The sequence below is a fragment of the Streptomyces sp. NPDC059564 genome (assembly GCF_042735575.1).
Lineage (GTDB): Bacteria > Actinomycetota > Actinomycetes > Streptomycetales > Streptomycetaceae > Streptomyces.
This window is the reverse complement of sequence record NZ_JBHWBP010000033.1, coordinates 1-22,405: the sequence shown is the minus strand read 5'-3', so window position 1 is coordinate 22,405 and position 22,405 is coordinate 1. Positions and strand designations below refer to the sequence as shown.

At 71.1% G+C, this 22,405-nt stretch carries 22 protein-coding genes; 7 read left to right on the top strand and 15 right to left on the bottom strand.

Going from position 1 to position 22,405, the window contains the following annotated elements:
- Positions 1-19: 19 nt before the first annotated feature.
- From ACFV0Q_RS09360 to ACFV0Q_RS09340, 5 genes are all read right to left on the bottom strand, one after another.
- Positions 20-805, bottom strand: a complete 786-nt coding sequence (locus tag ACFV0Q_RS09360) for an aldose 1-epimerase (protein WP_385002925.1) — start codon at positions 803-805, stop codon at positions 20-22.
- Between the two features lie 19 nt (positions 806-824).
- The gene (locus tag ACFV0Q_RS09355) at positions 825-1,679 is read right to left on the bottom strand and encodes an SRPBCC domain-containing protein (RefSeq protein WP_385002922.1); all 855 of its coding nucleotides are present in this window, start codon (positions 1,677-1,679) and stop codon (positions 825-827) included.
- Positions 1,680-1,756: 77 nt separating this feature from the next.
- Positions 1,757-3,397 (bottom strand): polyamine aminopropyltransferase, encoded by a 1,641-nt coding sequence (locus tag ACFV0Q_RS09350; protein WP_385002919.1) that lies wholly within the window; start codon positions 3,395-3,397, stop codon positions 1,757-1,759.
- Positions 3,398-3,502: 105 nt separating this feature from the next.
- Entirely contained in the window at positions 3,503-4,021 is a 519-nt protein-coding gene (locus tag ACFV0Q_RS09345) for a DUF2617 family protein (RefSeq protein WP_385002916.1), read from the bottom strand.
- Between the two features lie 327 nt (positions 4,022-4,348).
- The gene (locus tag ACFV0Q_RS09340; protein ID WP_385002913.1) at positions 4,349-4,552 is read right to left on the bottom strand and encodes a hypothetical protein; all 204 of its coding nucleotides are present in this window, start codon (positions 4,550-4,552) and stop codon (positions 4,349-4,351) included.
- A gap of 128 nt (positions 4,553-4,680) precedes the next feature.
- Here ACFV0Q_RS09340 and ACFV0Q_RS09335 point away from each other — a divergent pair, with 128 nt between their 5' ends.
- Positions 4,681-5,874 (top strand): pyridoxal phosphate-dependent aminotransferase, encoded by a 1,194-nt coding sequence (locus ACFV0Q_RS09335; RefSeq protein WP_385002910.1) that lies wholly within the window; start codon positions 4,681-4,683, stop codon positions 5,872-5,874.
- Positions 5,875-5,950: 76 nt separating this feature from the next.
- Here ACFV0Q_RS09335 and ACFV0Q_RS09330 read toward each other — a convergent pair whose 3' ends face one another.
- Together ACFV0Q_RS09330 and ACFV0Q_RS09325 are read right to left on the bottom strand one after the other, a co-directional pair.
- Positions 5,951-6,301, bottom strand: coding sequence for a hypothetical protein (locus tag ACFV0Q_RS09330; protein ID WP_385002907.1), 351 nt, complete (start codon positions 6,299-6,301; stop codon positions 5,951-5,953).
- Positions 6,298-6,783: a prevent-host-death family protein gene (locus ACFV0Q_RS09325; protein WP_385002904.1), complete on the bottom strand. Its 486-nt coding sequence runs from the start codon at positions 6,781-6,783 to the stop codon at positions 6,298-6,300. Before ACFV0Q_RS09325 ends, ACFV0Q_RS09330 begins: the two co-directional genes overlap by 4 nt.
- 121 nt (positions 6,784-6,904) lie before the next feature.
- On the opposite strand from ACFV0Q_RS09325, the gene ACFV0Q_RS09320 reads away from it, so the two are divergent.
- Positions 6,905-7,786, top strand: a complete 882-nt coding sequence (locus ACFV0Q_RS09320; protein ID WP_385002901.1) for a hypothetical protein — start codon at positions 6,905-6,907, stop codon at positions 7,784-7,786.
- A gap of 190 nt (positions 7,787-7,976) precedes the next feature.
- Entirely contained in the window at positions 7,977-9,104 is a 1,128-nt protein-coding gene (locus ACFV0Q_RS09315) for a hypothetical protein (RefSeq protein ID WP_385002898.1), read from the top strand.
- Positions 9,105-9,117: 13 nt separating this feature from the next.
- Here the strand turns inward: ACFV0Q_RS09315 and ACFV0Q_RS09310 are convergent, their stop codons facing one another.
- Positions 9,118-9,660: a YbjN domain-containing protein gene (locus ACFV0Q_RS09310; RefSeq protein WP_351824528.1), complete on the bottom strand. Its 543-nt coding sequence runs from the start codon at positions 9,658-9,660 to the stop codon at positions 9,118-9,120.
- 111 nt (positions 9,661-9,771) lie between these two features.
- Entirely contained in the window at positions 9,772-12,357 is a 2,586-nt protein-coding gene (gene clpB, locus ACFV0Q_RS09305; protein WP_385002894.1) for an ATP-dependent chaperone ClpB, read from the bottom strand.
- 136 nt (positions 12,358-12,493) lie between these two features.
- On the opposite strand from clpB, the gene ACFV0Q_RS09300 reads away from it, so the two are divergent.
- Entirely contained in the window at positions 12,494-12,898 is a 405-nt protein-coding gene (locus ACFV0Q_RS09300) for a pyridoxamine 5'-phosphate oxidase family protein (protein ID WP_385002891.1), read from the top strand.
- A gap of 162 nt (positions 12,899-13,060) precedes the next feature.
- Here the strand turns inward: ACFV0Q_RS09300 and ACFV0Q_RS09295 are convergent, their stop codons facing one another.
- On the bottom strand, positions 13,061-13,375 hold the full coding sequence (locus tag ACFV0Q_RS09295; protein ID WP_267088552.1) for a (2Fe-2S)-binding protein: 315 nt from the start codon (positions 13,373-13,375) through the stop codon (positions 13,061-13,063).
- The gene (locus ACFV0Q_RS09290) at positions 13,375-13,674 is read right to left on the bottom strand and encodes a hypothetical protein (protein ID WP_385002888.1); all 300 of its coding nucleotides are present in this window, start codon (positions 13,672-13,674) and stop codon (positions 13,375-13,377) included. Before ACFV0Q_RS09290 ends, ACFV0Q_RS09295 begins: the two co-directional genes overlap by 1 nt.
- A gap of 84 nt (positions 13,675-13,758) precedes the next feature.
- Between ACFV0Q_RS09290 and ACFV0Q_RS09285 the strand changes: the two genes are divergently transcribed.
- The gene (locus ACFV0Q_RS09285; RefSeq protein WP_385002885.1) at positions 13,759-14,790 is read left to right on the top strand and encodes a helix-turn-helix transcriptional regulator; all 1,032 of its coding nucleotides are present in this window, start codon (positions 13,759-13,761) and stop codon (positions 14,788-14,790) included.
- 94 nt (positions 14,791-14,884) lie between these two features.
- Here ACFV0Q_RS09285 and ACFV0Q_RS09280 read toward each other — a convergent pair whose 3' ends face one another.
- From ACFV0Q_RS09280 to dnaK, 4 genes are read right to left on the bottom strand one after another with little or no spacing between them, the layout of a single operon-like run.
- Positions 14,885-15,346, bottom strand: a complete 462-nt coding sequence (locus ACFV0Q_RS09280) for a heat shock protein transcriptional repressor HspR (protein ID WP_385002883.1) — start codon at positions 15,344-15,346, stop codon at positions 14,885-14,887.
- Position 15,347: 1 nt separating this feature from the next.
- Complete coding sequence (gene dnaJ / locus ACFV0Q_RS09275) at positions 15,348-16,535, bottom strand: molecular chaperone DnaJ (protein ID WP_385002880.1); 1,188 nt, start codon at positions 16,533-16,535, stop codon at positions 15,348-15,350.
- Between the two features lie 48 nt (positions 16,536-16,583).
- Positions 16,584-17,255 carry a nucleotide exchange factor GrpE gene (gene grpE, locus ACFV0Q_RS09270; protein ID WP_385002877.1) on the bottom strand — a complete coding sequence of 224 codons (672 nt, stop codon included), beginning with the start codon at positions 17,253-17,255 and terminating at the stop codon, positions 16,584-16,586.
- Positions 17,255-19,102, bottom strand: coding sequence for a molecular chaperone DnaK (gene dnaK / locus ACFV0Q_RS09265; protein ID WP_385002874.1), 1,848 nt, complete (start codon positions 19,100-19,102; stop codon positions 17,255-17,257). Before dnaK ends, grpE begins: the two co-directional genes overlap by 1 nt.
- A 245-nt stretch (positions 19,103-19,347) precedes the next feature.
- On the opposite strand from dnaK, the gene ACFV0Q_RS09260 reads away from it, so the two are divergent.
- The gene (locus ACFV0Q_RS09260) at positions 19,348-19,872 is read left to right on the top strand and encodes a sugar transferase (RefSeq protein ID WP_385002871.1); all 525 of its coding nucleotides are present in this window, start codon (positions 19,348-19,350) and stop codon (positions 19,870-19,872) included.
- Positions 19,873-19,982: 110 nt separating this feature from the next.
- Positions 19,983-22,405, top strand: a 2,423-nt coding sequence (locus tag ACFV0Q_RS09255) for a (Fe-S)-binding protein (protein ID WP_385002868.1), incomplete at its 3' end; no start/stop codon positions are given.

The following is a 22,405-nucleotide window of genomic DNA, read 5'->3' as shown; positions in this document are numbered from 1 at the left end:
TTAATTGCGCCGCGGAGCGTCAGAGCCGCCGCCAGGTCCAGGTGGTCGAGATCTCCAGCGGGTCGACGGGGGTGACCAGCCGCGGGAGGGTGTTCAGGCCGTTCGGCGGGCCGGACTGGGGCTCGACGCAGACGGCCTCGGGCTGCTCGTCGTAGATCACCACCCATTCGGCGCGGCTGGCGACCTTCAGCTCCAGCTGTCCGGGCCACGTGAGGGTGACGTCGACCCCGTCGGGCATCCCGAAGCAGTCGTCCCAGGGGCCGGGCTTCGGGTCGGTCCGGCGGCCGGTGGGGAGGTGGTCCTCGCCGCGCTCCTCCTGCCAGGCCGGGTCGAAGGCGATCCGCGCCTCGGGGCCGCCGGGGGTCAGGACGCGGTGGAACCAGGGGTGCCAGCCCGCCTGCGCCGGGAAGGAGTCCTCGTACGTCTCCACGCCCATGGTGAGCGTCAGCGCGTCCTCGGTGAGCTCGAAGACCTGGGTCACCCGGCCGGCGTACGGCCAGGGGTCGGCGAGGTCGTAGGCGAACGCCGCCCGGGTGGCGCTCGCACCGGCGGACCGCCAGACCGCGTCGCGGCCGAAGCCGTGGATGGCGTGCGGCGGGTGGTTCACGGGCAGCTGGTGGACGCTCGCGCCGTCGCGGAACCGCCCGTTCGCCGTGCGGCCGCACCAGGGGACCATCGGGAAGGACCCGAAGTGCGGGCCCTGGCGCAGCAGCTCGGTGCCGTCGACGCGCAGACTGCTGATCCGGCAGCCGTTCTCCCGGTCGATGGTGATGTCGGCGCCGCCGGCGCTCAGTCGCGTACTCATACCGCGACCCTACGGGGGGTCAGCGGCGGCGGCGCAACGCCCTTCCCACGACGACCGCCGAGGCCAGGGCGAGTGCCGCGGCGGGGGCGATCCAGCGCATGCCGGCGCCCGCTCCGGAGGCGGAGGGGGCGGGTACGGGGGCGTAACGGCCGCGCGGGGGCGCGTGGTCGACCTCCTCGGCGCTGCGGCCGATCATCGTGCGGCGGGCGTGCGCGGCCTCGGCCGGGGGAGGCGGCGGACCGTCGGGGCCGGGGGTGGCGGCGGCGTCGATGTCGCCGAAGTCCCCGTCCAGGAAGGGGTCGAGGGAGGGCGGCGGCACCTCGGTGTCGAACACGGAGGCGGTGACCTCGGTGACGCCTTCGCCGGAGTCTCCCGGGTCGCCCGGTTCCCGGGCCTCCTCGGCCTCGGCCTCGGCCACCGGGTCGTGCGGCTGCTCGCGCTCCGGGGCGGCGGCCCCGGCCAGGTTGGCGGCGAGCCGGTCGAGGAGGCGTCCGGCGGCGGTGGCCGTGGCGTCGGGGTCGAAGCCGGCGGCCCGCCCGTCGGCGGTGGCCTCGGCGGTGAACTCCAGCCGGGTGCCGCCCTCGTGCGGGATCAGCCGCAGCCGGAGGGCGAGGGTGACGGCTCCGCTGCCGCGCACCTCGGTGCCCTTGCCCTCGGCCTCGAAGCGGTCCGCTTCCGGCTCGGTGAGGGACAGGGCCCCCCGGTAGGTCACGGTGTGCCCGCCGACCCGGACCTTGAGGCGCCCGGCCAGCGGCCCGGAGGCCGTGTCGGCGTCCTGCTGGAGCCCGGGGACGCAGCGGGCCACCCGGGCGGGGTCGCGCAGCAGTGCGCGGAGATCGTCTGCCGGTACCGGAACGAACACCTGATGCTCCATGTGGTCGAGCCTACCGACGAGACCCGCCCGTGCACACGGACACGACACCGCCGCGGCCCCGTGGCCGGGGACCGGGGTCAGGAGTAGCGCGGGTGCGGGAGCGTGGAGGGCGGGAGTCCGGCCAGCCGGGTCCGGGCCGCGTCCCGGGCGGAGTCCTGCAGGGCCCGGGTGGACACCGCCAGCAGGGCGGGCGTGTCGCGGTCCACCCGCAGCTCGGGGACCCGCTCGCGGGCGGCGAGCACGAAGCCCCAGTCCTGCGGCGGCGCGCCGGCGGCCCCCGCCGTGCGGTCGGGTCCGGCGGCGAAGCCGGAGAGGCGGCCGCCCGCGCTGTACGGGGCGGTGAGCAGCCCGGCGGCCTGGAGGGTGGAGTCGACGGTCCAGTAGGTGCGCGGCCGGGTGGTCAGCGGCCCGGCGTGCACCGCGAGCCGCCCGCCGGGGTTCAGGGCCCGCGCGGCCAGCCCGTAGAACTCCTGCGAGTACAGCTTCGTGCTCGGGGTGATGCCGGGGTCGGGGAGGTCGGAGACGATGACGTCGAAGCGGTCCCGGGCGGCGGGGCCGCGCAGCCAGCCGAAGGCGTCCTGCGTGACGACGCCGAGGCGCGGGTCCTCGTACGCGCGGGCGTTGAGCGCGGAGAGCATCGGGTCGGTGCGGGCGAGCCGGACGACGCCGGGGTCGAGCTCGACGATGGTGACGGAGGCGACGTCCCGGTAGCGCAGCACCTCGCGGGCGGCGAGCCCGTCGCCCCCGCCGAGGACCAGGACCCGGGCGTGCGGGCCGGTCATCGCGGGGTGGACCAGGGCCTCGTGGTAGCGGTACTCGTCGTAGCCGGAGACCCGCAGCCGTCCGTCGAGGTAGAGGTCGAGGGAGCGCGGGGATCCGGTGGCCGGGCCGGTCAGCACCAGTTCCTGCACGCCGGTCTGGACGGCGACCCGCACCTCCCCGCCGTAGACGGCGGTGCGTGCGACCCGCTCGAAGTCGTCGGCGAGCAGGGCCGCGGAGGCGAGGACGGCGAGGACGGTCGCGTTGGCGGCGATCAGCAGCCAGCGGCAGCGGCGGCTGAGGTCGCGGCGGAACAGCCACAGGACGAGGCCGCCGCCGACGACCGCGTTGACGGTGCCGGTGAGCATCGCGCCGGTGAGCTGCCCGACCATCGGGAGCAGCAGGAAGGGGAAGGCGAGGCCGCCGACGAGGGCGCCCACGTAGTCGGCGGCGAAGAGGTCGGCGACGGCTCCGCCCGCGTCCTGTCTGCGGATGCGCTGGATGAGGACCATCAGCAGGGGGATCTCCGCGCCGATGAGCACCCCGATGGCGAAGGAGAACGCGACGAGGGCGGGCCGGGACTCCCCCAGCCAGGCGAAGCTCGCGTAGAGCGCCATGGCGGAGAACCCGCCGAGCAGGGCGAGCGCGGCCTCGATGGCGCCGAAGCCGAGGGCGGGCCGGCCGCGGAGCCGTTTGGCGAGGAGGGAGCCGACGCCCATGGCGAAGACCATGACGGACAGCACGACGGACGCCTGGGTGACGGAGTCGCCGATGAGGTACGAGCCGAGGGCGAGGAGCTCCAGCTCGTATACGAGTCCGCAGGCGGCGCACACGAACACCGTGGCCAGGACGAGGAGTCGGCCGGTCCGGGGGCGTACGGGCAGGGCGGCCGGGACGGTCTGCACGCCCCGGGGCTCCGGCGCCGGGAGCACCCCGCGGGGGGCGGAACGGTCGATCATGCAGCGAACCGTACGTCACCGCCCACCGACACCCTGTCACCCACATGGGTGCAACTGGCGCATTGATCAGGCCAGTTGGCGTAATCGGAACGCAACCGGCCCGCCCTAGACGGCCACGCCCGTCCGCACGCCGACCCGGGTGCGGGTGGCCACCAGCTGGCCCTCCTGCGGGTACGCGTGCCAGGTCCGCCAGCGCACCTGCCCCTCGTAGCGCTGCGCGAGCAGGGCGGTGAAGGCGTGCGGGTCACCCGGAAAGGTGCCCGCTAGCCCGTTCGGGTGGTCCGCGACCAGCGCGAGCAGTTCCTGGGCCCGCCCCGCGAAGGACCCGCGCGAGAGGGTCTCGACCCGCGCGGCGAACTCGTACTCCCAGTCGCCCACCCGCTTGGCCACGCCGAGCGGCAGCGGCGTACTGCTGCCGGGCATGCAGGCGACCGTCTCCGAGCAGAGCACCTCGCCCTCCTCCAGGAGCACCTGATGGGAGGCCCCGAGCAGGCGCAACTCCACCTTCGCGTCCGCGAGCTGGAGGTTCAGTACGGCCAGGGCGGGCAGCCGGTCCCGTCCCAGGGCCCAGGCGAGATCGGCGGCACGCGTGTCGGTATAGGTGGTCTGGAGGGTCGTGAGCATGAGTCGGCTCCGCAAACGCGCGAGGGAGATGGGCCGGGGCCCGCCAGCGGTAGTCAACGGGTGGGGGGACACCGGCACGGGTCCACAGGAAGTCCAGGGAGGTCCGAGGACTGGTCTACTCAACCGAGGGAATCATGAAAGGCACGGCACTCACAGCGTTTTTACCCAACTTGACGGGGTTTACATCCCCCCGGGGGCTACACAGCTCACGTGTTCAACAACATGCCGCCCGTACGCCGTAGTGCGGGCCCGAACAAGAAGACGCCCCAGGGAAGTTGTCCCCTCCGGAGCGCCCTTTCACGCAGGTCGGCAACCGCCCTCCCAGTGTCAGCTGGACCCGCAGCCACCGCCACCGCAGGAGGACGACGAGCCGCAGGACGAGGAGCCCCCGCACGAGGAGTCCCCGCCGCCGCCACCCGCCCACCAGCTGCTGCTGCTGCCGCCCCCGCTGCCCGAGCCGCCGCCCCCCATGTTCTTCGCGATCCAGACAACGATCACCGCCACCACGGCGATCACCACGCCAAAGGCCATCTCCCCGCCCCTTTCTGCCACCCGGTTCCCCCGGGGTCCGAGATCCCCTTGTCCCGGTGTGCAAGGGGGATGCCCGCAGGCCAAAGCCGCCAAAGCACACTTGAGCAACTCCAGAGGTTCCCCGCAGGATGGCGCCCATGAGCGCACCCGCGAGCAGCAGCAGCCGCCCCTTCCTCAACCGCCGTCTGGCGGCCTTCGGCACCACGATCTTCGCGGAGATGTCGGCCCTGGCCGCCCGCACCGGATCGATCAACCTGGGCCAGGGGTTCCCCGACACCGACGGTCCCGCCGAGATCGCCGAGGCAGCCGTCCGCGCGATCCGCGACGGCCGGGGCAACCAGTACCCGCCGGGCCCGGGCGTCCCCGAGCTCCGCGAGGCCATCGCCGGCCACCAGCAGCGCTTCTACGGGCTGGCGTACGACCCGGACACGGAGGTCCTCGTCACCGCGGGCGCCACCGAGGCCATCGCGGCCGCCCTCCTCGCCCTCCTCGAACCCGGGGACGAGGTCATCGCCCTCGAACCCTTCTACGACTCCTACGCCGCCTGCATCGCCATGGCCGGCGCCGTCCGCGTCCCGCTCACCCTGCGCGCCCCCGACTTCCGCCCCGACCTGGACGCCCTGCGCGACGCGGTCACCCCGCGCACCCGGCTGCTCCTGCTGAACACCCCGCACAACCCGACCGGCACGGTCCTGACCCCCGGGGAACTCGCCGCCATCGCCGAGCTCGCCGTCGAGCGGGACCTCCTCGTCGTCACCGACGAGGTCTACGAACACCTCGTCTTCGAGGGCGGCCACACCCCGCTGGCCTCGCTCCCCGGCATGCGCGAACGCACCGTCACCATCTCCAGCGCGGGCAAGACCTTCTCCTTCACCGGCTGGAAGGTCGGCTGGATCACCGCCCCGCCCGCGCTGGTCTCCGCCGTCCGCTCCGCGAAGCAGTTCCTGACGTACGTCGCGTCGGGGCCCTTCCAGTACGCCGTCGCCGAGGCCCTCGCCCTCCCCGACTCCTACTACGAGGACTTCCGCGCCGGTCTCGCCGCCAAGCGCGACCTCCTCTCCGCCGGGCTCACCGCCGCCGGCCTGGAGGTCTTCCGTCCGCAGGGCACGTACTTCATCACCACCGACGTCGCGCCCCTCGGCGAGAAGGACGGCCTGGCCTTCTGCCGCGCCCTCCCCGAGCGCTGCGGCGTCGTCGCCATCCCGAACCAGGTCTTCTACGACGACAAGTCCGCCGGCGCCACCCAGGTCCGCTGGGCCTTCTGCAAGCGCACGGAGGTCCTGGAGGACGCGGTGGCCCGGCTCGGTCGGCTGGCTCGCTGAGAGTGAGCCGGGTGGACGTGTGGGTACAGGGCCCGGCCTCGGCTCAGCCGGGCCCGTTCCGCACGGGAACGACGAGCTACTCGGTGTCCTTGGGGTGCCGAGTGGACGCGTAGACCAGAACAACGGTCAATGTCTCGGGGCTGACCAGGTAGCGCACTCGGCCGCCGCTCGTGACCTCGAACTCCCACTGCTCGAGCGCGGATCCCTTCCATTCCTTCGTGGCGAGTTTCCCGCGAAGCTGATGCTGGCGATTCCAGTTGTCACGCGACAGCGGGTCGGTGCGCAACGCCTCCAGGCATCGGTGCGCACTGGGCAGCGCCACGCGGCACAGCTCCTCCCACCCCGTCACCGCCTCCGTGCTCCCGAAGACGACGTTCCATCCGCTCAGGGGTGGAACGCTGACACGATCGCCCTTCTTCGGGCTCACCCGCCCACCTCGACCGGACCCAGGTCATCCCCGTCGAGCGGGCGCATCGCTTCCTTGAGCTGCTCTGGATCGGCGTTGATGCGAGCCGTCGCCCTCCAGGAGACGAGCGCCCGGTGTACCGCTTCCCTGGCACCCAGTTCTGCCGCATCGGAAAGCGCTCCCAGAAGTTCCACGGTGAATGCGCGCATCTCTTCGTCATCGAGGTGCCGCACCCACGGGAAGACCTCCGGCAGCGCCAGCAGGAGCGACCGGGCTCCGTCATCGTGCTTCATGAGCGCGAGGAAGAGCCTCGACGCCGTCGTGAGGTTCTCCTCGGTGCGCTCCGCGTGCACTGCCGTGGTCAGCACCATGTCGGGTGCGTCCCGATGGGTGACGCGCAGAGCACCGAGGGCGGCAGCCCGGGCGGCTACGGCCTTCGGGTTTCTCGACAGGTCGGTGAACGACACCGACTCGGGCTCGGCTCCCAGGTAAGCAAGGCTCATACTCAGACTGTACTCAGATTACAGTCTGAGTACCAGCGCGTCCCATAGCCCGGCCACACCGCAAGCTCAGAACCTGATCAAGTCCAGGGTTCGGGGGCGGCCCGGCGGCCACCATCCCGCCATGCAGACACCCACCGCCCCACCGGCGGAAACCACACGCACCCCAGCCAAGAAGGACGCGCTTCAGGCGATCGTCACCCTGTTGGGGCTCGGGGGAGTCATCCTGACGGGTATCCAGTACTGGGCTGTGGACCGGTACCTCGCCCAATTCGACGTGACGCCCGAGGAGGTCGGGCTGGACACTTCTGTACTGCTGACCCGGGCCGCAACCGTCCTGGTCTTCCTCGGGTTCTTGATCGTGCCGGCTTTGCTGGCGTTTCCCAGCCTGTTCAGCATGGGCATGACCGAGGGGTCGGACCGCAGCCGCTTGGCGGCGTTCCTGCTGCGACAGTTCCGGCAGCGCCCCGGACTGCGGACCCTTGCGCTGTCAGCGCTGGTGGGTTTGGCGTGGGCGGCCGCAGCCCTGGCCGAGAGTCCCACCATCATGTTGAGAGAAGGCCTGTGGGTCACGATGCTGGTGGGCGGAACTCTCATCGCGGCGCCCGCACTCCATATCGCCGGCAAACACCGGACCCTGGGCCCACTTCTCCGCCTATGCGTGATCGTCTTCATGATGACCGGGCTGTGCCTGATGAGCCTTGGTGATGTGATGGAGAAGCGCGGCGCGAGAACTGCCGAGTCGGCCCATCTGGGACGGCTGGAGCGCCTCCTGGGCATCCGGGCTCAGTACGTGCGGGCCGATTTCTCGGAGGTGGCCGGCAGTCCGACACCCGAGGACGGGCCGATGCTCCATCTCGGGCAGGCAGGCGGGATTCACGTTCTCTATGACTGCTCATCTTCCACAGTGATCCGCAGAGCAGCCGTTCAGGTGCAGCTGACCACGTACATGGGGCGAAGCCGAGATCTGCTCGCCTACGAAGCCGAACGCTCGTGCCGGCTCTGAGGTTGCGTACAGCTGCTCGTACCTTGCCCTTCTGCGAGCGCACGGAGGTCCTGGAGGAACCGGCGTCCGAGAACCTCTCCCCCGCCGCGCCGGGGCGTGCAGCGCGGGCGCGGGCCCTCGCCCTCGTAGGGTTTCCCCCATCGTGGCGACGCCGACCGGGAGCGCGGTCCCACCGGAGGTTTTCGAGAACATGACGACGGTGGCCCTGCGGCCGCGGGCGCGGGAAACCACGGCCCCATCGGCCCTCGTCGCGCTCGGCGTGTTCGCGGCCGTGCGCGGGGCCGGGGTGCTGGTGCTGACCGCCGGGTCCTGGTGGGCCGGGCGGAACCCGGTGCGGGTGCTCGGCTCCTCCTGGGACTCCGTCTGGTACCTCGGCATCGCCGCCCACGGCTACGGCCGGACCCAGATGTGGGCCACCGGCTCCATCCAGAGCGACTACGCCTTCTTCCCGCTCTACCCCGCCCTCGTGCGCCTCGCCGGCGGCACCGCGCTCGCCGGGCTGGCCGTGTCCTGGACGGCCGCCGCGGTGGCCGCCGTCGGGGTCTACCGGGTCGGGGAGCGGCTGCTCGGGGCCCGGGCGGGGGTGCTGCTCGTCGGCCTGTGGGCGGCGCTGCCGCACGCCGTGGTGCTGACCCTCGCCTACACCGAGGCGCTGCTCGCCGCCCTCGCCGCCTGGGCCCTGTACGCCCTGCTGCGCGAGCGCTGGGCGTGGGCGGCGGCCCTGGCGGTGCTCGCCGGGCTGACCCGGCCCACCGGGATCGCCGTGGCCGCCGCCGTGACGGCGCTGGCGGTACGGGAACTGGCGCTGCGGGGCAACCGCGCGCCCGCGGTGTGGGCGGCCGCGCTGCTGGCGCCGGCGGGCTGGGCGGCGTACGTCCTGGCCGTCGGGGCGCACCGCGGCGACCCGCTCGGCTACTTCGCCGTACAGCGGCAATGGGGCTCGCGCTTCGACTTCGGCGTCGGGGCGCTGCGCTCGGCGGAGACGGTGCTGACCGGCGGGCACGTGCCGGTCGCGACGACGGTGACGGTGGCCGTGCTGGCCGCGGCGGGGCTGCTCGCGGCGGCGCTGGTGCTGGAGCGGGTCCCGCTGCCGCTGCTCGCGTACACCGGCACCCTGCTGGTGATCACCTACGGCGGGGCGGGGTTCTTCGAATCGAAGCCGCGGTTCCTGCTGCCCGCGTTCCCGCTGCTGCTGCCGCTGGCGGCCGTCATGGCGAGAGCCCGGCCCCGCACGGCGGTCGTGGTGACCGCGTGCCTGGCCGGGCTCTCGTACGGCTACGGGGTGTACCTGCTCCTGGTGGCGCGGGTACCCCTGTGAGGGCCGTCGGCGACTAGTTGGTCTCGTCGCCCTCGGCCGTGTCGTCGCCCTCCGCGGAGTCGACGTCCTTTTCGAGGCCGAGCTGCTCGACGAGCCACTTGTCGAACTCGATCGAGGCGCGCACCCAGCTGACCGTGGAGGACACGAAGTGCTCCAGGCTGACGCCGGTGCCGATCAGCATCTGCGCTTCGCCGATCAGACGGACCGAGCCGTCGTCGTGCGTGTGGCTGTAGACCTTCGGCCACAGGGTGCGGCGGTTCCAGTCGTCGATCGACTCGAGCAGCTGCGGCTTGTCGTCGATGGCGTGCGGACGGTCGTAGAAGGTCCGGACGGAGAAGACCTGCTGCTCGTCTTCGCCGCGGAACATGAAGTACGTCCGGAAGTCCTCCCACGGCGCCGCGAGGTCACCCTCGTCGTCGACGACGTACTTGAGCTCCATCTGCTCCAGGAGCTGCTTGACCAGATCCTGGTCGGGGACGACGGGGCCCGCCGGTCCTGTGGCCTGCGGTTCGGGCTGACCCCCGAAGTTCGGAATCGAGGCCGGGTCGATGCTCACCGTGTACTTCCCTTCGTGCGGATACCGCCATCCTCCCCCATCGCTCCCACCCCGTGTCCACCCCCGCACGCCCGATCCGCTCCGGGCGGACACGGGGAGTGGACGGGGTGGTCACAGCACGCGGCCGACCAGCAGGTCTTCGCCGGCCACGGCCACGCGGACGGTGTCGCCGTCCTTCACCTCGCCGGAGAGGATCTCCTTGGCGAGGCGGTCGCCGATCGCCGTCTGGATCAGGCGGCGCAGGGGGCGGGCGCCGTACGCCGGGTCGTTGCCCTTGTCCGCCAGCCAGGCCAGGGCCTCGGGCGTGACGTCGAGGGTCAGGCGGCGGTCGGCGAGGCGCTGGGCGAGGCGGCCGATCTGGAGCTCGGCGATGTGCGCCAGTTCCTCGCGGGTGAGGGCGGAGAAGACCACCAGGTCGTCGAGGCGGTTGAGGAACTCGGGCTTGAAGCTCGCCCGGACCACGTCCAGGACCCGGGCCTTCTTGTCCTCGGCGGAGATCGCCGGGTCGACCAGGAACTGGCTGCCCAGGTTCGAGGTCAGGATCAGGATGGTGTTGCGGAAGTCCACGGTGCGGCCCTGGCCGTCCGTGAGCCGGCCGTCGTCCAGGACCTGGAGCAGGATGTCGAAGACCTCGGGGTGGGCCTTCTCGACCTCGTCCAGCAGGACCACGCTGTACGGGCGGCGGCGGACGGCCTCGGTGAGCTGGCCGCCCTCCTCGTAGCCGACGTACCCGGGCGGGGCGCCGACGAGGCGGGCCACGCTGTGCTTCTCGCCGTACTCCGACATGTCGATGCGGACCATGGCCCGCTCGTCGTCGAAGAGGAAGTCCGCGAGGGCCTTGGCCAGCTCCGTCTTGCCCACGCCCGTCGGGCCCAGGAAGAGGAACGAGCCGGTCGGGCGGTCCGGGTCGGCGATCCCGGCGCGGGTGCGGCGCACCGCGTCCGAGACGGCCCGTACGGCCTCGCCCTGGCCGATCAGGCGGCGGCCCAGCTCCTCCTCCATGCGCAGCAGCTTCTGGGTCTCGCCCTCCAGCAGCCGGCCGGCGGGGATGCCGGTCCAGGCGCCGACCACGTCGGCGATGTCGTCGGGGCCGACCTCGTCCTTGACCATCGTGTCCTTCGACACCTCGGCCTCGGCCTCGGTGGCCTCCGCCAGCTCGTGCTCCAGGGCCGGGATCTCCCCGTAGAGCAGCTTGGAAGCCGAGTCGAAGTCCCCGTCGCGCTGGGCGCGCTCGGCCTGGCCGCGCAGGTCGTCCAGGCGCTCCTTGAGCTCACCCACCCGGTTGAGGGACTGCTTCTCCTTCTCCCAGCGGGCGGTGAGACCGCGCAGGTCCTCCTCCTTGTCGGCGAGGTCCTTGCGGATCTTGTCGAGGCGTTCGCGGGAGGCCGGGTCGGACTCGTTCTTCAGCGCCAGCTCCTCCATCCGCAGCCGGTCCACGGAGCGCTGGAGCTCGTCGATCTCCAGCGGGGAGGAGTCGATCTCCATGCGCAGCCGGGACGCGGCCTCGTCGACGAGGTCGATGGCCTTGTCGGGCAGGAAGCGGGAGGTGATGTAGCGGTCGGAGAGGGTGGCGGCGGCGACGAGGGCGCTGTCGTTGATGACCACCTTGTGGTGGGCCTCGTAGCGGCCCTTCAGGCCGCGCAGGATGGCGATGGTGTCCTCGACGGACGGCTCGGCGACCAGCACCTGCTGGAAGCGGCGCTCCAGCGCCGGGTCCTTCTCGATGCGCTCGCGGTACTCGTCCAGGGTGGTCGCGCCGACCATGCGCAGCTCGCCGCGGGCCAGCATGGGCTTGAGCATGTTGCCCGCGTCCATGGCGGAGTCCCCGCCGGCGCCCGCGCCGACGACGGTGTGGAGCTCGTCGATGAAGGTGATGATCTGCCCGTCGCTGGACTTGATCTCCGCCAGGACGGTCTTGAGGCGCTCCTCGAACTCGCCGCGGTACTTCGCGCCGGCGACCATCGCGCCGAGGTCGAGGGAGACCAGCCGCTTGTTCTTCAGGGACTCGGGGACGTCGCCCTTGACGATGCGCTGGGCCAGGCCCTCGACGACGGCGGTCTTGCCGACGCCGGGCTCGCCGATGAGCACCGGGTTGTTCTTCGTACGGCGCGAAAGGACCTGGACAACGCGGCGGATCTCGTGGTCGCGGCCGATGACGGGGTCGAGCTTGCCCTCGCGGGCGGCCGCCGTGAAGTCCGTGCCGAACTTCTCCAGGGCCTTGTACTGTCCCTCGGGATCGGGGGTGGTCACCCGCCGTCCTCCTCGTGCGTTCTCGAATGCGGCCAGCAGCTTCTTCGCCGTCGCGCCCTGGGCGGAAAGGACCTCACCGGCGGCTCCGCCCTTGGCGGCGGTCGCGATGAGGAGGTGTTCGGTGGAGAGGTACTCGTCGCCGAGCTTCCCGGCCTCGGCGTCGGCCTCCGCCAGTACGGCGAGCAGCTCGCGGGTGGGCTGCGGGGGCGCGACCGTGGAGCCCGTGACGCTGGGCAGGGCGGCGAGCAGCCGCTCGGCCCCGGCCCGGACGGCGGCCTGGTCGGCGTCGGTCGCGGCGAGCAGGTCGGTGACGTTCTCGTTGTCCTCGCCGGCGAGCAGTGCCAGCAGCAGGTGTGCGGGGGTCAGGTCGGCGTGGCCGTCCTTGACGGCCCTGCTGGTGGCCGCGTTCAGGGCGTCGCGGCTCTTGTTCGTCAGCTCGGCGTCCACTCTCGGGTTCTCCTCTCCGGCGGGGGGGGCACAGCGGTATGCGCAACTCTGACATCTTCAGCGTCTGCAAAGTTGAGTCTATTCCACTCAAGGCTGCTTGTGGGCCGATGCGGTCCGCGCGCGTACGCTTCGGCGCATGTCCCATGACGTACTCAATCCGACGCCCGAGTACCTCGCCTTCTGGCGGGAGCGGCACGTCTGCACCCTGACCACCCCGCGGCCCGACGGCACGCCGCACGTGGTGCCGGTGGGCGTGACCTACGACCCCGGGGCGGGGCTGGCGCGGGTGATCAGCAGCAAGAGCAGCAAGAAGGTGCGCAACGTCCTGGCGGCGCCGGACGGCACGGCGCGGGTGGCGGTCTGCCAGATGGAGGGCCGGCGCTGGGCGACCCTGGAGGGGCGCGCGGTGATCCGTACGGATGAGGCGTCGGTCGCCGACGCGGTGGCGCGCTACGCGGTGCGGTACGGGCGGACGCCCTCGCCCAACCCCGACCGGGTGGTCCTGGAGATCACCCTGGACCGGGCGATGGGCCGGGCCTGACCCGTACGGGCGGCCGCGGCGGTTCTCATCCGATCCTCAGCTGATTGTCCGGTTCAACCACTGGACGCGGACATCACAACGGCGCCATCGTGGTCAGGTCCACGATGGCGCCGTTGTGTGGGGGAAGCACCTGGGGCGATCTGCAACGACGGGGGAATCGCCTCAGGCACTGCGGGGGGTGGCGGCGGTGATGTCGGGTTCGAAGAGCTGGTGGTCGCGCTGATCGAGGTTGACGAAGACCATGCCGTACCGCACCTCGCAGCGGACGGGCTGCGGTGCGCCCCGGGGGCGGCGCAGACAGCGGTAGGCGCGGACGTCTTCGTCCTCCTCGCGCACGACGACGATGGGCTGGCCGAAGAGGGTGACCATCAGCGAATCGCCTGCGTAGGGGATGGCGGTCGCAAGGTCGATGAACTGCCAGCCGGACCGGTAGGCGGAAGCCATCTCACGTCGGAAATCGCGGTCGTCGGGGGTCATCAGGCGACCGTCGCGGGAGCAGCGTTCCAGCCGCTGTCGGACTGGACGGTCGGCACGACGTTCCAACCGCTGTCGAGCTCACCGTCCGCCACGGTGTTCCAGCCGCTGTCCACCTTGCCTGCCGGCCTGGCGTTCGAACCGCTGTCCGTCGTCGGCGCGACGTTCCAACCGCTGTCGGCCAGAGCACCCCCCGCGTCGCCGTTGACAGCGCCGACTGCCCCAAAGACCGCAACAGCGGAGAAAACAACGGCAAGCGCCGAGCGAAGCATTCTCTTGTACATGGTCGGCTTCGTCCTCACTTGATGGAATCCTCTCCCCCGCATGTCAGACCATGGCTCATTCAGGCACGTTACGGCCACAGGGACGATGCATCATGTTCTTGCATGTTCAGGACCCTGGGGGGTGGAGATTTGCCCATAAGAGACACAAACCCGACACATCCCCACCCCGTGACATCCATGTGCGACGAGGGGGCCCGGCTCTACGCGGCGGCGCTGAGCACCGGACGGGTACCGCGCAGCGAGGTGGAAAACGTTCCCTGCCTGCTTGAATTCGCCCTCCTGCGTCCCGACCCGGACGACGCGAACCAGCTCCGCGCGGTTCCGCCCGCCGTCGCCCTGGCCCAGCGGCTCCAGCCGCTGGAGCGCGAAATCCAGGACCGGCGGCGCAGCGCGATCGACCTCACCGACGCATTCGAGCCGTTCCTGACCATCAGCGCGCAGAACCCCGCCAACACCCACGCCATCACTGTGCTGGAGGGATTCGACCAGATCAACGCCGCGCTGGATCTGGCGACGGCCGAATGCCATACGGAGATGCTGACGGTGCAGCCGGGCGGCGCCCGCCCCTCCTACGCCCTCAGCGAGGCCCTGGAACGCGACGCCCCGCTGATCGACCGCGGGGTGAGCATCCGCACGCTCTACCAGCACACCGCGCGGCACAGCCAGGGCACGCTCGCCTACGTGGACCGGATCTCCGCGGGAAAGGTGGAGATCCGCACCCTGGAGGAGCTGATCGAGCGGCTCATCGTGTTCGACCGGACGGTGGCCTTCATCCCGGTCAGCGACGACCGGCGGGTGGCGCTGGAGCTGCGCCACCCCGGGCTGGTCGACTACCTGATCAAGGTGTTCGAGCAGCTGTGGCGGCGGGCCGTGCCGCTCAGCGACGAGGTCACGTACACGCACACGCCCGACGGGATCTCCGGCGTCCAGCGCTCCATCGCCCAGTTGCTGGTCGAGGGACACGTGGACGAGGCCATCGCGCGCCGGCTGGGCATGAACGTGCGGACCTGCCGTGCGCACATCGCACGCCTGGCGACCGCGCTGGGCAGCGGCAGCAGGGCCCAGCTGGGCTATCTCATCGCCCAGTCGGGCATTCTGCACACCGAAGGACCCCCGGACCTTCCGGAGGCCTGACAGGGGCGTACACGGCCTCGGCCGTCCGCGCACACGAAGGCCCCGCCCGGATCCCGGGCGGGGCCTTCGTACGCGGAACGGAGCGGGCCGCGCGTCAGTCCATCGGGCGCTTGGGGCGCCAGACGACCAGGGCGTTGCCCGGCTGCGGCGGCTGGTACGGGACCAGGTCGCGGCGGTACGAGGCGTGCACCTGCGCCTCGCGGGCCTTGAGGGCGGCGGCCGCGCCGTCCACGGCGGTGGACAGCTCGGCGACGCGCTGCTGGAGCGCCGCCACCTGGTTCTCCAGCTCGATGATCCGCTTGATTCCCGCCAGATTGATGCCCTCGTCCTGGGACAGGGCCTGCACCGTGCGGAGCAGTTCGATGTCCCGGGCGGAGTAGCGCCGGCCGCGGCCGGCCGTCCGGTCCGGGGAGACCAGGCCGAGCCGGTCGTACTGGCGCAGGGTCTGCGGATGCAGGCCCGAGAGCTGGGCGGCCACCGAGATCACGTAGACCGGGGTCTCGTCGGTGAGCTGGTAGGCCCCACCGAAGCGGGGCTGTCGTCGGCGGCCGTCCATGTCATGCTCCCTTCGCGGACTCGAACAGCAGGGCGCGCGGATCCTCGGATCCCGCCGCGTCGCGGTACATCTCCAGGGCCTCGCGGGCCTTGTCGGACAGCTCCGTCGGCACCGCCACCTCCACCGTGACGAGCAGGTCGCCGCGGGTGCCGTCCTTGCGGAGCGCACCCTTGCCGCGGGCCCGCATCGTACGGCCGCCGGGGGTGCCCGGGGGCAGTTTCAGCGTGACGGACGGACCGTTCAGGGTCGGAACCTTGATGTCGGCGCCCAGGGCGGCCTCCGCGAAGGTCACCGGGACGGTCACCGTGAGGTTGTCGCCCTTGCGGCCGAACACCGGGTGGGAGTCCACGTGGACCACCACGTAGAGGTCGCCGGCCGGGCCGCCGCGCTCACCGGGAGTGCCCTTGCCGCGCAGCCGGATCCGCTGGCCGTCGGAGACGCCCGCCGGGATCCGGACCTGCATGGTCCGCGAGCTGCGGGCCCGCCCGCTGCCCTTGCAGACGTCGCAGGGGTTCTCCGCGATCAGGCCGCGGCCCTTGCAGTCCGCGCAGGGGTCGGTCAGCGAGAAGCCGCCGCCGCTGCCGCGGGACACCTGGCCGGTGCCGACGCAGGTCGGGCAGACCCGGGGGGTGCCGTTCTTGTCGCCGGTGCCGGAACAGGCCTTGCAGGGGGCCTGCGAGGACATCCGCAGCGGGACCGTCGCGCCGTCCACCGCCTCCGTGAAGGAGAGCGTGACCTCGGACTCGACGTCCTGGCCGCGGCGCGGCTGGGTACGGGTACCCGGACCCGGGCCGGCGCCGCGGTTGAACAGGCCGCCGAAGACGTCCCCGAGGCCGCCGCCGAAGCCGCCGGCTCCCGCACCGCCGCCCTGGGCGCCCCCGAAGAGGTCGCCCAGGTCGAAGTTGAAGGAGCCGCCGCCCGGGCCGCCCGGACCGGGGCGGAAGCCCCCGTTGCCGAACAGCGCGCGGGCCTCGTCGTACTCCTTGCGCTTCTTGGCGTCCCCGAGGACGTCGTTCGCCTCGGAGATCTCCTTGAAGCGGGCCTCGGCCGAGGCGTCGCCCTTGTTGGCGTCCGGGTGGAACTCGCGCGCGAGCTTCCGGTACGCCTTCTTGATCTCCGCCTCGGTCGCGTCCTTCGGGACACCGAGGACCTTGTAGTAGTCCTTCTCGACGAAGTCCTTCGTGCTCATCCCCGGTGGCCCTCCTCTCGGATTCCTGCGTTTCCTACGGGTGTCGCGTCAGTCCTTTTCGGGTGCATCCGCGTCCTTGTCGGACGGCTTGTCGCCCTCCGAGGACTCGGACTTCGCGGCGGGAGCCGCACCCGGCTGGGGCTCGGCGACCGCGACCCGCGCGGGACGGATCGTACGCTCGCCGATCCGGTACCCCGGCTGGAGGATCGCCACGCAGGTGTCCTCCGTGACGTCCGGCGCGTACGAGTGCATCAGGGCCTCGTGGATCGTCGGGTCGAAGGGCTCGCCCTCCTTGCCGAACTGCTGCAGGCCCATCTTGGCCGCCGCCGTCTCCAGCGACTCGGCCACCGACTTGAAGCCGCCGACCAGTTCGCCGTGCTCGCGCGCCCGGCCGATGTCGTCCAGCGTCGGCAGGAGCTCCGTCAGGAGGGACGCGACCGCGATCTCCTTGACGGCGATCCGGTCCCGCTCCACGCGACGGCGGTAGTTCTGGTACTCCGCCTGGAGCCGCTGGAGGTCCGCGGTGCGCTCGCCGAGCGCGGTACGGGCCTGGTCCAGCTGCGCCAGCAGAGCCACGTCTGCTGCTGCGGAGTCCCCGGCCGGGGCCGCGGCCTCCTCCTTGTCGGAGGAGGCGGCGGCCTTCGGCTCGGCGGCGTCGTCGGGCGTGCCGTCGGCGGGGACTTCGGGCTTCTCGTCGAAGCCCGGGGTCTCCTCCGACATCAGGCAGCGCCGCCCTTCGGCTTCTCGTCGTCCACGATCTCGGCGTCGACGACGTCGTCGTCGGCCTTCGCCTGGCCCGCGTCACCGGCGGCGCCGGCCGCACCCTGGGCGGCCTGGGCGTCGGCGTAGATGGCCTGGCCCAGCTTCTGGCTGATCGCGGCGAGCTTCTCGGTCGAGGTGCGGATCTCGGCCGTGTCCTCGCCCTTCAGCTTCTCCTTGAGCTCGGTGATGGCCGTCTCGACCTCGGTCTTGACGTCACCCGGGACCTTGTCCGCGTTCTCCGAGAGGAACTTCTCCGTCTGGTAGACGAGCTGCTCACCCTGGTTGCGGGACTCGGCGGCCTCCTTGCGGCGCAGGTCCTCGTCCGCGTACTGCTCCGCCTCCTGGCGCATGCGGTCGACCTCGTCCTTGCCGAGCGAAGAGCCGCCGGTGACGGTCATCTTCTGCTCCTTGCCCGTGCCGAGGTCCTTGGCCGTGACGTGCATGATGCCGTTCGCGTCGATGTCGAAGGAGACCTCGATCTGCGGGACGCCACGCGGGGCCGGCGGCAGGCCGGTCAGCTCGAACATGCCGAGCTTCTTGTTGTACGCCGCGATCTCGCGCTCGCCCTGGTAGACCTGGATCTGCACGGACGGCTGGTTGTCCTCGGCCGTCGTGAAGATCTCGGACCGCTTGGTCGGGATCGTGGTGTTGCGCTCGATGAGCTTGGTCATGATGCCGCCCTTGGTTTCGATACCCAGGGACAGCGGGGTCACGTCGAGGAGCAGGACGTCCTTGACCTCACCCTTGAGCACACCGGCCTGGAGGGTGGCGCCGATGGCGACGACCTCGTCCGGGTTGACGCCCTTGTTGGCGTCCTGACCGCCGGTGAGCTCCTTGACGAGCTCCGCGACGGCCGGCATGCGGGTGGAGCCGCCGACCAGGACCACGTGGTCGATCTCGGACAGGTTGATGCCCGCGTCCTTGATCACGTTGTGGAACGGGGTCTTGCAGCGGTCGAGCAGGTCCGCGGTGAGCTGCTGGAACTGCGAGCGCGTGAGCTTCTCGTCCAGGTGCAGCGGGCCCTCGGCGGAGGCCGTGATGTACGGCAGGTTGATCGAGGTCTCCGTGGAGGAGGACAGCTCGATCTTCGCCTTCTCGGCGGCCTCGCGCAGGCGCTGGAGCGCCATCTTGTCCTTGGACAGGTCGACGCCGTGACCGTTGGCGAACTGCTTCACCAGGTAGTCGACGACGCGCTGGTCCCAGTCGTCACCACCGAGGTGGTTGTCACCGTTGGTGGCCTTCACCTCGACGACGCCGTCACCGATCTCCAGGAGCGACACGTCGAAGGTGCCGCCGCCGAGGTCGAAGACGAGAATGGTCTGGTCGTCCTTGTCGAGGCCGTAGGCCAGGGCGGCGGCGGTCGGCTCGTTGACGATGCGCAGGACGTTGAGGCCCGCGATCTCACCGGCCTCCTTCGTCGCCTGGCGCTCGGAGTCGTTGAAGTAGGCCGGGACGGTGATGACCGCGTCCGTGACCTTCTCGCCCAGGTACGCCTCGGCGTCGCGCTTCAGCTTCTGCAGGATGAAGGCGCTCATCTGCTGCGGGTTGAAGTCCTTGCCATCCAGGTTGATCTTCCAGTCAGTGCCCATGTGGCGCTTGACGGAGCGGATGGTCCGGTCCACGTTCGTGACCGCCTGGCGCTTGGCCACCTCGCCGACGAGGACCTCGCCGTTCTTGGCGAAGGCGACGACGGACGGCGTGGTCCTGGCGCCCTCGGCGTTGGTGATGACGGTGGGCTCGCCGCCTTCGAGAACGCTGACGACGGAGTTAGTGGTGCCCAGGTCGATGCCGACCGCACGTGCCATTTCAATTCCTCCAGCTGACTTGAGTGCAACGGACTCAAGAATGCCGCAACGCCACGCTCGCGTCAACAGAGGTGAGCCTGGGGGGCTCAACCTTTAGGTAGCCCCTACGCTCAGGCGATCCAGCCTCGCCGGCGTTTGAGGCGCGGGGTCCGGGGCGGAGCCCCGGCAACGGCGCCGCGCCCGAACGGGTCACCCCGGCCGCGCGCCACCCCCGCACCGCCGGAGGCATCCGGCACGGTGCTGGCATGCCTCTGCTGCTCACGCTCCCCGCCCGGCCAGGGCCGTGGCCGGCCAAGCGGGTGTTCGACCTGGCCGGCGCGCTGATCCTGCTGGCGGTGTGCGCCGTCCCGATGCTGCTGGCCGCCGCGCTGCTGTGCGCGACCCCGCGCGCCCGGGTCCTCGTACGCGACCCGGCGCTCGGGCTCGGCGGACGCCCGTTCCGCACCTGGCGGCTGCGGACCGAGGACGCCGGGTGGGCCGGGGAGGCGGTCGAGCGGTGCGCCCTGGACGCGCTGCCGCAGCTGCTCAACGTGGTGCGCGGGGAGATGTCCCTGGTCGGGCCGCGCCCCGAGGCGCGGACGGACCGGCCCGAACGCCTGCTCGTACGTCCCGGAATGACCGGATTGTGGCAGGTCAGCGCGCGATCCGACCTCCCCTGGGAAGAGATGGCCCTGCTGGACCGGCACTATGTGGAGAGCCATTGGCTGGGGATGGATCTCGCGATCCTCGCGCAGACCCCTCGGGCGGCCTACCGACAGAGGCATGCCTGAGCGACACAGATCACCGCTCGCTCACCTACATTGCGGCGCGGGAACTGGGTAACCTCAAGCCTTGACTCAATAAGTTACCGCTTAGTAAGTCCCGCCCGAGGAGCCCTCCCATGCAACTCGCCGCGATCATCGTGTCGCTGGTCCTGACCGTGGTCGGCGTCGCGCTGCTCGCCCGAGCCGTGGCGCAGATCTACCGGTTCGTGAAGATCGGTCAACCCGTACCGGCGGGCAGCCGCACGGACCGGCCGAAGGAACGAACGCTCACCCTGGTCAGGGAGTTCCTCGGCCACAGCCGGATGAACCGCTGGGGCATCGTCGGCTTCGCCCACTGGTTCGTCGCCATCGGCTTCCTGACGCTGCCTCCGACGCTGGTCCAGGCGTACGGCCAGCTCTTCCAGGCCGACTGGGTCCTGCCGATCGTCGGCGAGTTCCTGCCGTTCGAGCTGTACATCGAATTCATCGGCGTCATGACGATCCTCGGCATCGTCGTGCTGATGGCCATCCGCCTGCTGTCGCTGCCCTCCCGGGCGGGCCGCAAGTCGCGCTTCGCGGGCTCCAAGGCCTGGCAGGCGTACTTCGTCGAGTACGTGATCCTCACCATCGGCCTCGCGATCCTGACGCTGCGCGGCCTGGAGGGCGCGATCCACCACGTGGACTCGTACGAGCCGGCCTACTTCGCCTCGTACCCGCTGGTGCTGGCCTTCAAGAGCCTCTCCCTCGGCGCCCTGCAGAACGCCATCTACTTCACCGCGATGGTCAAGATCGGCGTCTCGCTGATCTGGATGATCGTCGTCTCGCTCAACACCAACATGGGTGTCGCCTGGCACCGCTTCCTCGGCTTCCCGAACATCTGGTTCAAGCGCAACGCGGACGGCTCCACCGCCCTCGGCGCGCTGCAGCCGATGACCAGCGGCGGCAAGGAGATCGACTTCGAGGACCCGGGCGAGGACGACGTCTTCGGCGTCTCCCAGGTCGAGCAGTTCTCCTGGAAGGGCATCCTCGACTTCTCCACCTGCACCGAGTGCGGCCGCTGCCAGTCGCAGTGCCCCGCCTGGAACACCGGCAAGCCGCTGTCCCCGAAGCTCCTGATCATGTCGCTGCGCGACCACGCGCACGCCAAGGCCCCGTACCTGCTCGCCGGCGGCGGCAAGGACATGGAGGGCAACGAGAAGGCGACGGCCGAGCAGCTGAAGGACGTCCCGGCCGCGGCCCTCGCGGAGGCCGAGCGCCCGCTGATCGGCACCGCCGAGGAGAACGGCGTCATCGACCCGGACGTGCTGTGGTCCTGCACGACCTGCGGTGCGTGCGTGGAGCAGTGCCCGGTCGACATCGAGCACATCGACCACATCGTCGACATGCGCCGCTACCAGGTGATGATCGAGAGCGCGTTCCCGTCGGAGGCGGGCACGATGCTCAAGAACCTGGAGAAGAAGGGCAACCCCTGGGGCCTGGCCAAGAAGCAGCGCGTGGAGTGGACGAAGGAGGTCGACTTCGAGGTCCCGATCATCGGGAAGGACGCGGAGGACCTCTCGGAGTTCGACTACCTGTACTGGGTCGGCTGCGCGGGCGCCCTGGAGGACCGGGCGAAGAAGACCACGAAGGCCTTCGCGGAGCTGCTGAACATCGCGGGCGTCAAGTTCGCGATCATGGGCGGCGACGAGAAGTGCACCGGTGACTCCCCGCGCCGCCTGGGCAACGAGCCGCTGTTCCAGCAGCTGGCCCAGGAGAACGTGGCCATGCTGAACATGGCGTTCGGCGAGGACGACGAGGACGAGTCGACGAAGAAGCCGAAGTCGGCGAAGCGCATCGTCTCGACCTGCCCGCACTGCTTCAACACCATCGCGAACGAGTACCCGCAGCTGGGCGGCGAGTACGAGGTCATCCACCACACGCAGCTGCTCCAGCACCTGATCGACGAGGGCCGGCTGACGCCGGTGACGCCGGTCGACGGGCTGATCACGTACCACGACCCCTGCTACCTGGGCCGGCACAACAAGGTCTACACGCCGCCGCGCGAGATCATGTCGGCCGTGCCGGGGCTGCGCCAGCAGGAGATGCACCGCCACAAGGAGCGGGGCTTCTGCTGTGGCGCGGGTGGCGCGCGGATGTGGATGGAGGAGCGGATCGGCAAGCGCATCAACAACGAGCGCGTCGACGAGGCCCTGTCCCTGAACCCGGACATCGTCTCCACCGCGTGCCCGTTCTGCCTGGTCATGCTGACCGACTCGGTGAACGGCAAGAAGAACGACGGCCAGGCGAAGGAATCCGTCCAGGTCGTGGACGTGGCGCAGCTGCTGCTGGAATCGGTGAAGGCCCCGGAACCGACGGAGGCCGAACTGGCCGCCGCGGCTGCCGCCGAGGAGGCCGAGGCCGCCGCAGCCGCTGCCGCTGAGGCGAAGGCGGCCGAGGAAGCCGCTGCCGCGAAGGCCGAGGCCGCAGCCGCTGCCGCTGCCGCTGCCGCTGCCGCTGAGGCGAAGGCCAAGGCGGACGCCGAGGCCAAGGCCGAGGCGGACGCCGAGGCCAAGGCCGAGGC